Raw genomic sequence first — 10,401 nt, 5'->3', positions numbered from 1 at the left:
CGCGAAGTCATCGTCTACTGCGGCTCCGGCGTCACCGCCTGCCCGAACGTGCTGGCTCTGCATAGAGCCGGGTATGAGAAGGTGCGGCTTTATGCGGGAAGCTGGAGCGACTGGATTAGCTATGAGGAGAATTTGGTGGCGATTGGAGAAGAATAAGAGCCGAGAGGCCGCGTCGGACGCGGGTTTGGGGGCTGTGGCAGATTCCCGGGAGGCGGACTGTTGCGGCCCTCTTTGGGCTCTTATGCAAACAAGAAGTCGGAAATCCAAGGCATTGGATAAATGTTAAATTCTGTATGCCCCTAAGTTATTGTATTATGCTTGTATCACTGAAATTTGAGCGAATGGAGGAGCAACAATGGTAGACGAAATAACCTCATACGAGGAAAGTGATCACGATATATTGGTCGATATTTGGTATCGAGCCGTAAGTCGTACCCACACATTTTTGACGGATTCGGATATTCAATTTTACCGCGATATCGTTCAAAACGTAGCATTAAGAGTAGTTGAGATCTGGGTAAGAAGAAACGATAACCAAGAGCCGACAGGATTTATTGGGCTTGCCGGAACCAAGATCGAAATGCTGTTCGTAGATCCGGAATACCATGGAATGGGGATAGGCAGCCGTTTAATAAGACACGCCCAAAAATTAATAGGAAGCACCATCCAAGTCGATGTCAATGAGCAAAACGATGGGGCATGCGCATTCTACAAACGATTTGGTTTTGTACAGATTGGGCGGTCGGAGCTGGACAGTTCGGGCAAGCCATTTCCCCTGCTTCATCTCGAGTATAGAAGTCAGGTTAACGAAGAACTATAGGTCAAGGTTTGCAAACAGTCCATACGCCCCATCGTTTACGGGGTTCTTGCTCTTGAATCGCTCCCAAGCGAGTCAGGGAGATCGTTGCTCATGGGAATTAGCATATCTTCGGAGGCATTCCCGCCGCGCTGATCGGACCCCCCCACTTTTTCGGCTTGGAGCTATTCAAGCATAGGGGTTCGTGAGGGAGTAAGAAGCTGGAGCGAATGGATTTCGTACGGCGATAATCGGGCAGCGACGGAGGAAGAGGTTTAGAGGGTTGGATATGGGAGAAGCCCGCGGGAGACGCGGGCTTCTTGTTCTGTAATTTGGTGAAGGTACACGGCCATCACGTATGCATAAATTTTACTATAAAGTAAAAAGTTTTATAAAATGTGGTTGATTGAATCAGAGGAAATACATGTTTCCTTGTATATTTCGAACTTGTTCAGCAAGCCCTATTTAAACGTAACTGACTCCAAGATCTTATCCGTTTCAGCCTTTGACTCAGCGTCTATGTAAGTAAGAATAAGATTAAAAGCATAGCCGTCGATAATTGAACTGTAATAGTCTTGTGTGACAATGTCTTGACCTGTATTAATGGAGGCCTGCATTGTGTACATTTCTTTTCCGCCAACTTTAACCGTTGATATATCTTTGAACTCATAGGGAAGCTTGCTGTCGACCATTAATTTCTTCGATGCTTCCAGATAATCTTTACCATCTTTTACGCCTTGGAGCAGGCTTACCTTCTCGGCAACAGCTATGGCTGAAGGACCTACTTTCCCTGAGTCTACAGGGAATTTCGAAGTCACTAATAAGTTAAGCGTTTTGCTCTTAGATAAATCCAGCATTTTCTTCTTGGATTCATCATCTCCAGCAATAACATCTTTACCAGCAGCCATAAGTTCCATCATCTGATCCGCATTTTGGTACAACCATTCTTTAGGGAAGGTTAGCGATAACCCAAAATAGTCATTTGTGTAAGATCCGCTTTCAGTTACCCCTAAACTTATTTCTTTCTCTTTCCCCCCGCATGCTGTAACCAGCACTAATACCAGCATCATTACCATTGACAACAATCCTATTTTTTTCCTTGACATAACACCCTCCTGGCAAATCATTTCTCTATTTTTCAATACCAGAAAAGTTTAACATAAAACGTTGATGCTTCCACCTATATAAAACTATAGGTTGCTCTACAAAAAAGACAGCCGAGTAGCGACCGAAACCGCTTCTGTGCTGGACTGTACACCCAATTTATTAAATATGATTTTTTTATGGTGATTTACAGTACATTCTTTTATTTTCAATTTTGCGGCAATTGCCTTTCCAGTTAATCCCTGTGAAATCAGTTTTAGAACTTTTAATTGACGCTCACTTAATTGCACCGGAAACTGCTCCGCAGCTTGGGTAGCGAGTTGAGCTTGGTAAGCGGCCAGCATATCTGCTGGAATTAGCTTGGCGATAGCAATCAGTTCACTTTTCATATCTGCATTAACAGTAGATACATCGAGATAACCTATATTTTTAAGCCCAACGTTTAAAGGGGTTGAGTAGCAATGCCAGTTTTTAAAAAAGGGACTTTCATGCTGTTCAGGCGTCAAATACACAGGACAACCCTGCGCAATGGCTTCAGAAATCGCATTAACACCACAGCTTTGTTCAGTAAAAAACATCCCTATGTGAATCGGTGAACGATCCATAGTGCTCTTTAGGTTAGGGCTGTAATCCATAGCCAGAAGAGCTCCCTCCTCATCGGTAAGAAGAAACAGATATGTACCTGAAAGATGCTCTTTAATATTCAAAATACAATGCTGAAAAACAGTGATTAAGAGTTGATTTGTCATCCCTTTTCGATCGAATTGTTGGTTAGATAAAAAATGGACTTCCTTACCCTGATGGCTTGATGCTTCCATGGTTGCGGGCATACATTCCCCTTCCTTCCTGCCTTGAGTGCTTCCAGAAGATATTTATCGGGTAAACAAAGAAAGCAACAGCGCGTACCGGTTGAGTACCGGCACGCGCTGGCTATTTCAGCTATTTCACTTGTCCGGTTCGATCAAGACCATAATCGGCGGATTGCTGATCCTGCGAACCAAGACGTAAATGGTAATCAGCGCGACAATTCCGGCGATTATCATAACGCCGACAGGACCTATGAATGAAACTAGAGTATAGAGCAATTTTACAGAAGATTTTACATACATCGTGCGCTCAGGTCCGTTCTCGATATCCATGGCAAGCCAGGTCAGGAGCATTCCGACCAGAATTGTAATCAGCAGCGTTAGCGAAGGCTTGATTCCAGCCTTAAAGGCGGAGTATTCCTCGATCCGATAAGTATGGCTCCCCTGCATGTATGTATATAATTTATCAATAAATTGCTGTTTGACTTGGGCATCTTCAATAACGATAAATTCGCTGTCTTTTTTTCCATTAATTTTAGTGAATAAACGAATCCATCCTGTCTTCTTATTGGCCGCAATTCGGGTAATGGTAGAAATCGAAATCGTTTCATCGGAAAGCAACCGATCCTTAAATCCAACTTCCTCTGTGGGGCCACTTATGCTTTGCTTCGCCTTCTGCAATTTCACTTTCACATAAATGGTATCGGGTGTCAGTACTACCGCTTCGTCTCCGGATGTAGCGAATATGTCCGATTCGTTCCAAGAATGGGCAATCACGATCTTTTTTCCTCCTGACCATTGATTTGAAATCTTTGAAACTATTGATTCAGTTGATTGTACTTACTGATCAATGTGCTAACCTTATCGTTGTAATTTTCGGGGGTTCCGTCCTCATTTTGCCGAAAAAAGCTGCTTTTCAAAGTAAATTCATCCACAGCTCTCTTATTTTTCACTCGTTCCACAATGTTGGTTGCCGCTACCTTTACGTCTTTGGCCGCATCAACATAAGCCTCCAGCGCATACTCACGCAAACCTTCTTTCTCTACCCGCGCTTTATCCGCCGCATATTTATTGATATTTTGCAGATCGGTGATCAGCACCTTGTATTTTGCTTGAAAGGACTTCAGATCAAGGTCGAGAATGTTGTCGGCATATATCTCCTGCTGCTCCATTACGTCGGACAGAGCTTCCGCATCAAGCATAAAAGTCAAGATCGCATACCTGATTTGTTCATCGTTCGCCAACAGTTCCTTCAACTCGGCCTGCATACGTTTCTGCCCCAGATCATTCACACCGTCAAAGAACACATCCGCCGTTTTTTCATAAGCCCGATGAGCCTGTATGATTCGCGCGTGCAATTGCTTGCCTTTGGCAAATTGATCATCCGCATACCCTTTAACGTCATAATAGTCATAAGCCTCGCCCAGAACAGCAACCAACTTCTTGATCGAGGGCTCCAATTGAATGACGGCGGAATCCAGCGAATCAAACGCGGGTTCCTTATCCGTATACTGAAAGGCTAAATTTATGGCATCCTCATCGTAACTCGAAATGGAGAGCAGCGAGCCGCTAAAATGCTTCTCGATCTTGGGCAGAGCCCCGTCTCCGAATTCTTCAAAATAATCATTAAGCACATCTTGCAAGCGGCCGGTCATCACATTGTTAAGATTGACATAAGCGTTAAATTTCGCAATTTCCAGATCGAGCTTGTCGGCATCGGTGGGATTTGCGGATTTATCAGCCTCCGCTTCTCCGGCTGTCGCTGAGGCCGTTGCCCCTTCGGTCTTCGTTTCCGTACCCGCCGCCTTCGAGTTCGTCCCGACCGCTGTCTCCGTTTGGAGAGCGGAACATGCCGTAAACATGAATAGAACAGCCAAAACTCCGCCCAGCAAACCGGATTTTTTCAAAATTTGCATATATAGAAATCCTCCACTTCGGTTACATTTTTATTTAGTTCTTGGAAATCAGCACAATACGGGATACCTTCTCATCGGACAGCTTCACTTTCGTCTTACCGTCCTCGCTCATCCGGTACAAACGGCCGTTATCTCCCGCATTAACATAGAAAATCCCTGCGATATCCGCTTTATAAACGCACAAATCCCATTCCACGCCAACCATCTTGGTCACTGTTAAATTTGAATTGAGCACATAACCTCCGCTCTCGGCAAACAGAACGGTTGATCTTACTTTTCCACCGCTCATTAAGTTACGGATATAGCCGACATTCGTTAAAGGAATCTTCTTGGCGCTTGTTACTTTCCCATTGGCAATCGTGCTTACATAAGCCCTGCCTTTGCCATCTACATAAGCGAATTTGTTCGCTCCCAGACTGGCTATTTCATTCACACCTATTTGATTCAAGGTTATGAATTTGCCGGTCTTGTCCATGAGAACGCCTTTGCCTTTGGAATAGTCATAATCCCCGTTAGAGTCAAGACGAATCCCCTTATTGAACAAGTAATAATCGTTGGCCCATGAGCCGGACATTACCGAATTCGCGTCCAGAGGAGCTTTTGCGTTAATGGCTTTGGCAGTACCGCCGCTTGCCGGTAGCGTATAGAGCACCATGCTGTTCAAAGAATACGTAGTTTCAGCAGGTTTGGTATCCACCATCAGGTAAAGCGTGTTATTGTACGTATGCGCAAAATAATCATCCGGAAAAGCTCCGCTGGCAATCCATTGAACAGATCCGCTGCCGTTCGCCGCCTTGGAAGCTACCCAGGTTGTACGCCCATTCTTCAGAGCATTATAATAAACTCTGCCCCCCACTACCGTAAACCGAGGGAAGTTCGTATCCGCCATGTCGGCAATCAAGGTACCGTCTGTAGATCTCTCGGCGTTGGCCGATGCACGATAAATGCCACCCTTATCATCCATGTAATAAATAAGGTCGCCCTCTGTTATGTAATGAAGTATTCTTTTGTTTCCGCCAAAATTAGAAATTTTGGCTTGGGCATCCGTCAGCGACAAGCGAAGCAATGTCGTGGATTCGGCATCGAACATATAGTACAAATAATTACCCGCGGGCTTCAGCTCCACTCCGTCGAAATTATCGCGAATTTTCTGCGCGGGGCTTCCATCAGTACGCACCCGGTACAGATCCCCGTTAGATACATAGTACACATAAGCATCATCAGACGGGGCCGCCACTGCTCCTTCAGCTTTTGCTCTACCCACTGTAACTCCGGTAAGTGCCAATACGAAGACTAGCAGGGTAAAAAGGGACTTTCTGGCCATTCCATAACAACTGTTCATTCTAAAACTCCTTCTCCTAATATAATTTATGTATATAAGTCAATACCCTTCTTTTATCGGATTTATATTACAATTTTCCCATAATTCATAAGTCCCAAATTTTAACTGATGGGTTGGAATGGATCTTAATGGAATTCAATCACTAGCTTGCAGGTGCAAAGGTTCAAGCCTGATCAGTCATTTTGAGCACCGATATAAGCCGGGAGATTCATCAGTCGATTAGGAGGACTGAGTCAAAAGGCACACATCGAAAGCGTTTACTTTTTTTCTTGAATTGGGATATGCATATATGCGAATGTTCGGTTTTAACGGTAATAGAAAGATCCGCCCGATTGTTCGGGAAATAAAAAGCTTCTCCCTGTACATGCCGCAGGCTTTGCATGGAGCTTGCCCAAGAGATTGCTTGGACAAGCGATCACCTACAGCTTGAACCAGTGGGAGAAGCTAACGGCATTTCTGAAAGACGGGCGGATGGTGAAAGGCAACAATCGAAGGAACGTGCCATAAGATGCGAAGGCCAGTGCAGCGGTCTAGCGGATCGAGACATCGAAGGCGGGGCTATTTGATGCTTCTTTATGACTGCTTATCAAGCTTGTTTGGGACTTATGTGCAAGTCCAAAGTAAGCAAGGAGAGCCAATAAACTGGTCGACAAGATAATCACTCCCATTGGGACTGCTGTGTATTCACCGGCAATGCCAACCAATGGAGAGGTACATGCTCCTAGCAGAAAAGGCAGTAATCCAAGAAGTGCAGATGCTCTCCCTGCCATATGACTTTGTGACTCCATGGCCAGAGAGAAGGAAGCTGTTGAAGTTATTCCGATAGACGCAACAAAAAAGAAAAGCTGAATAAGGAATGTGTTCAGGTTGTCGTATCCGCTCATATTTGACGATTGAAGCGATATTAAAAAAGCCGCCAAAAGGCGGCGGCAGTCGGGAATCCTTGTTCTCCATTGTATTAACGCTCCCGTATCCGGTCACAAGCTCCCAGCAGCTTATTTTTAAGCTTAACGGCCCACTCCGGCGAGCTGGAATCATCCATATCCTCGACACTGCGAAGCAGCCGCGCGAACATATAGAGATCGGCAAATTTCTGAAAAATGAAGCGCAAGCTCAGGTATTTTTCATCCAATGCCTTGATAGATCTGTACCCGGTAAGAAACTGTCCGATCCTCCGGCTGCCCTCTTCGCCATCCTGTTCATACAGATCGGAAACGGCGGATGCAACATCCATCATGTACCAATGGATCATGGCGTCGTCGAAATCAATGGCGCAATAGCGCTGTTCCTCATCGTCGTAGAAGATATTATCGGTCTCGAAATCATAATGAATAAGCCCGGTGTGACCTGCGCCGGCCGGAAGCTCCGAGAGTTGTTCCCGCAATCGTTCAAGTTCTTGGCGAAGACCTGCTTCATGAGGATACCGCCGCAATACCGAAGAGACGAATGCCAGCGCATCCTGCCAACTTTTGTACGGCGCTTGAGGTGTATATTTTTCAGATAAAAGATGAAGTTCGGCAAGCGATCTGCCCCATTCTTCAAATTGAATATCCGACATCTGTTCAAGCGGAATATGCTTTCCTTTGGCCTGCTCAAAAACCACGCCGTAATATAGCCCGCTCGCAGTTAATACCTTCTCCATCCAGGCCCCATTGATAGAGCGTACTGGAGCGACGGTCGGGTAGCCTTGATCCAGCAAATACTGCATGAAATCAAGCTCAGCCTGAATATTCCCGGCAGTGTTGTCCTCTTCATGGATAAACCGCAGGTAGTGTCTTACCCCGTTTCTGTCGAACACGTAAACAAAATTGCTGCTGGCTCTCCAGAACTTCAACGTTCCCGCGTCATGATCCCATAGTGCAATCAGCTCTTTGGCCGGTGAATCATTTTCCAATCCTCGAATCATATTTCTTAAAGACATCATTTCCTGGTTGCCTCCCATTCCCTGATGAGAGGTATGCTTATCTACAAATCATGACCTCTCACTGGCTCTATTATGATTGAATGCGTATTCAAACATCATCACTCCTTTAAGACGTAGTAGGGATTCCGGTTGTGACAAGATATTCATCCTTCCCCCATGGACTATTGTCCGATAGATTTCCATTTTTAGCAAGCTTTATATTAGCGCTTTCAACCCTGAATGGGACCGGCGTTCTAATCAGATGTAAAAAGGACGGCCCGTTCCCGGGACGCCCCTCTCCTATGTTCAGGACAGCATCTCAATAAAAGCTCGGATCCGCGTCAAAATCTGCCCGCTTGGCGGTCCGACCTGAAATGTTCCTTCCAGATTGATGCTCGGAATGCCTTTGTTATGGAAATACTCTCTGTACATTTCGCGGGTGACGCTGCCGAACGAGCAGCCCAGGTATCCGTACAGAATGAGGCCGCGGGCTCCAATCTTGTCAATCTGCTGCTCGATGACGTGGCGCCGGTAAATGGAGGCCCCGGCCATCTGGCTATCGAGCTGGAAGCGGGCAAGCGATTCGACAGGATCAATGTCCTCGTTATAATCCTTGGCATACGGGGAGCTTACAAATCCGAGCAGCGCCCCGCCGGCATGATCAATCGCATCGTAAATCCCGAATTCCTGCCCGCTGCCTCCCGTCCAGATCAGCGGAATGGCCCGTCCTTGGTCTGCCACGTTGGCCTCAAGCCGTGACAATTCCTCGACCAGACTGTCCAGAACCTCGGTATATTCCTCGGGCTTGCCGAAATAGTGGGTAAGACCGTTCAGCAGGTACATGATTGCCAGACTTTTCACATAGAACGGGTGGTTCAGCCGCAGGTCCATAATTTCCCGTATTCTGCGCATGAGATAGTTCTTGCGAAGAATCTCACGCTTCAAGCTGTCCTTGTCGATTTCCCGGGTCCCGGTCAGCCATTCGTTGAACTCCCGGATTTCGTCTACAAAATAATGGACCAGTTCCTCATAACGCTCGCCATTCACTCCCGGCGCCCGATAGACGACATCGCTGGTATAGACGTCGAAGCCTTCCTTCTTCATCACTTCCCAGGCCAGGTTGTACGGCTCGCAGGCGGAGGAGGAACCGAAAATCCGGGTGATGGAAGAGCCTGCCTGCTTCCGCAGATACCATTCGCCCGCAGTCGCTTTGACCATAGAGCAGGTTTCGGCGGGCATTTGATAATGGTCCTCCGAGATCGTTATCGCCTCTTGTCCGCTGATGCGGCCCATTTCCGAAAAAGCGACCGGTATCGCTCCAGTGGAGTAGATCAGCGGCATCGCCCAGGGCACACCGGCCCATATGACCTTTTTGCCGCTGTGTCCGGCTTTCTCCGCATCGTCCACATAATCGATTACGAGATTGAACAGCTTCCGGATCGCGGGCGAATACGCATGGACGACATCCCGGCTGTGGCGGATATGATTGAGCTGTTCCTGGGCCTCGCTTGTCAGCACCGTCGACATTGACACATTCCTCCTTAAGACCATGATTTTATTTGGACTGCAAAAGCGCAAAATCGTTCAAATCCGAATCGCTGCGGGATGCCGCCTTCTGGGCGAACACAGCGGCGCCGAGCGCCCCCGCATAGATCGTATCGAGCTTGACTTTGCTGATCGGGTGGCCGAGCAGTTCTTCCAGGGCTTTCGTCATTCCGGGATTGTTCGATACCCCTCCCGAGAAGACAAGATCCGGTTCAAGCCCGATCCGGTTGACGAGATTGCGGACGCGCCGCGCCGTAGCCAGGTGGATGCCTGCGGCAATATTGGCGGCGGACACGCCTTTGGCCTTCAGGGAGATGACCTCGGATTCGGCAAATACGACGCATTGGCTGCTGACATCGGCGGGAGCATCGGCTTTAAGCGCTTCGGCGCCGAGCTGCTCCAGCGTCAGATCCAGCAGATGGGCGACCTTCTCCAGAAAGCGTCCGGTTCCTGCCGCGCATTTGTCATTCATAATAAATTCGATGACCTTGCCCGTAGCCGGGTCCACCCGAATCGCTTTGGAATCCTGGCCGCCGATATCGACAATCGACCGCACCTTGGCATTCAGGTAATGAGAGCCCATGGCGTGGCAGGAGATTTCGGTCACGATCTTGTGCCCGATCCCGCCGAAGCTGAGCGCTATGCGGCCATACCCGGTGCCGACAATGTAGGCAATGTCCTCCCTTGCCACCTTCGACTGCTTCAGCAGCCTGTCCAGCAGCTTATCCGCCGTCTCTTGCATGTATACACCCGTAGGAGTAATCGCTGTATACAGCTTGCCTCCGGCAAGCAGCACGCCTTTTCCCGTTCTCGACCCCAAGTCCAGCCCGACCGCGACATCGTCGGTAATCGTGGACACCAGGTCCGCGTCGATGATCTCTTTCCAATCGCTCATACGTTCATCTCCCTTTCAGAATAGGTGCTTCGTAATGTTCCTCAAGCCGTTCCGACGGCGGCCAGACCTTTGCGCTCCCTCAGCACTTCGATGA

10 protein-coding genes and 1 pseudogene are annotated in these 10,401 nt (G+C 47.7%); 3 read left to right on the top strand and 8 right to left on the bottom strand.

The window, feature by feature from the left end:
* Both L692_RS29480 and L692_RS0119265 read left to right on the top strand, forming a co-directional pair.
* On the top strand, positions 1–156 hold a 156-nt coding region (locus tag L692_RS29480; RefSeq protein ID WP_036724543.1), incomplete at its 5' end, for a sulfurtransferase.
* A 199-nt stretch (positions 157–355) separates the two neighbouring features.
* Positions 356–820, top strand: coding sequence for an acetyltransferase (locus tag L692_RS0119265; RefSeq protein ID WP_025701698.1), 465 nt, complete (start codon positions 356–358; stop codon positions 818–820).
* A gap of 437 nt (positions 821–1,257) precedes the next feature.
* On the opposite strand, the gene L692_RS0119260 is transcribed toward L692_RS0119265, so the two are convergent.
* The 5 genes from L692_RS0119260 to L692_RS0119240 all read right to left on the bottom strand — a co-directional run bounded on the left by L692_RS0119260 (position 1,258) and on the right by L692_RS0119240 (position 5,964).
* Positions 1,258–1,902, bottom strand: coding sequence for a hypothetical protein (locus L692_RS0119260; protein WP_025701697.1), 645 nt, complete (start codon positions 1,900–1,902; stop codon positions 1,258–1,260).
* Between the two features lie 96 nt (positions 1,903–1,998).
* On the bottom strand, positions 1,999–2,730 hold the full coding sequence (locus L692_RS0119255) for a LuxR C-terminal-related transcriptional regulator (protein WP_025701696.1): 732 nt from the start codon (positions 2,728–2,730) through the stop codon (positions 1,999–2,001).
* A gap of 114 nt (positions 2,731–2,844) precedes the next feature.
* Positions 2,845–3,483, bottom strand: coding sequence for a hypothetical protein (locus L692_RS0119250; protein WP_025701695.1), 639 nt, complete (start codon positions 3,481–3,483; stop codon positions 2,845–2,847).
* Positions 3,484–3,524: 41 nt separating this feature from the next.
* Positions 3,525–4,622: a YiiG family protein gene (locus tag L692_RS0119245; protein ID WP_025701694.1), complete on the bottom strand. Its 1,098-nt coding sequence runs from the start codon at positions 4,620–4,622 to the stop codon at positions 3,525–3,527.
* Positions 4,623–4,656: 34 nt separating this feature from the next.
* Positions 4,657–5,964 carry a DUF5050 domain-containing protein gene (locus L692_RS0119240; protein ID WP_156940512.1) on the bottom strand — a complete coding sequence of 436 codons (1,308 nt, stop codon included), beginning with the start codon at positions 5,962–5,964 and terminating at the stop codon, positions 4,657–4,659.
* Positions 5,965–6,348: 384 nt separating this feature from the next.
* Between L692_RS0119240 and L692_RS31985 the strand changes: the two are divergent.
* Positions 6,349–6,456 (top strand): annotated as a pseudogene (locus tag L692_RS31985) (IS66 family transposase); the annotation flags it as partial.
* A 466-nt stretch (positions 6,457–6,922) separates the two neighbouring features.
* Here the strand turns inward: L692_RS31985 and L692_RS0119230 are convergent.
* From L692_RS0119230 to L692_RS0119220, 3 genes are all read right to left on the bottom strand, one after another.
* Positions 6,923–7,888, bottom strand: a complete 966-nt coding sequence (locus L692_RS0119230; RefSeq protein WP_025701692.1) for a phosphotransferase enzyme family protein — start codon at positions 7,886–7,888, stop codon at positions 6,923–6,925.
* 285 nt (positions 7,889–8,173) lie between these two features.
* Complete coding sequence (locus tag L692_RS0119225) at positions 8,174–9,394, bottom strand: 2-hydroxyacyl-CoA dehydratase subunit D (protein ID WP_025701691.1); 1,221 nt, start codon at positions 9,392–9,394, stop codon at positions 8,174–8,176.
* A gap of 28 nt (positions 9,395–9,422) precedes the next feature.
* Positions 9,423–10,307 carry an acyl-CoA dehydratase activase gene (locus L692_RS0119220; RefSeq protein WP_025701690.1) on the bottom strand — a complete coding sequence of 295 codons (885 nt, stop codon included), beginning with the start codon at positions 10,305–10,307 and terminating at the stop codon, positions 9,423–9,425.
* Between the last annotated feature and the right edge of the window lie 94 nt (positions 10,308–10,401).

The sequence above is a fragment of the Paenibacillus forsythiae T98 genome, from assembly GCF_000520735.1.
Classification (GTDB): Bacteria; Bacillota; Bacilli; order Paenibacillales; family Paenibacillaceae; genus Paenibacillus_AQ; species Paenibacillus_AQ forsythiae.
The sequence above is the reverse complement of the archived record's forward strand: the minus strand, read 5'-3'. Positions and strand labels throughout refer to the sequence as shown.

What these genes read in the sequence shown, in the direction of transcription:
- L692_RS0119225 (WP_025701691.1), bottom strand. Translation starts at nt 9,394, where the DNA reads ATGTCGACGGTGCTGACAAGCGAGGCCCAGGAACAGCTCAATCATATC.
- L692_RS0119240 (WP_156940512.1), bottom strand. Translation starts at nt 5,964, where the DNA reads ATGAACAGTTGTTATGGAATGGCCAGAAAGTCCCTTTTTACCCTGCTA.
- L692_RS0119265 (WP_025701698.1), top strand. Translation starts at nt 356, where the DNA reads ATGGTAGACGAAATAACCTCATACGAGGAAAGTGATCACGATATATTG.
- L692_RS0119255 (WP_025701696.1), bottom strand. Translation starts at nt 2,730, where the DNA reads ATGCCCGCAACCATGGAAGCATCAAGCCATCAGGGTAAGGAAGTCCAT.
- L692_RS0119230 (WP_025701692.1), bottom strand. Translation starts at nt 7,888, where the DNA reads ATGATGTCTTTAAGAAATATGATTCGAGGATTGGAAAATGATTCACCG.
- L692_RS0119245 (WP_025701694.1), bottom strand. Translation starts at nt 4,622, where the DNA reads ATGCAAATTTTGAAAAAATCCGGTTTGCTGGGCGGAGTTTTGGCTGTT.
- L692_RS0119260 (WP_025701697.1), bottom strand. Translation starts at nt 1,902, where the DNA reads ATGTCAAGGAAAAAAATAGGATTGTTGTCAATGGTAATGATGCTGGTA.
- L692_RS0119220 (WP_025701690.1), bottom strand. Translation starts at nt 10,307, where the DNA reads ATGAGCGATTGGAAAGAGATCATCGACGCGGACCTGGTGTCCACGATT.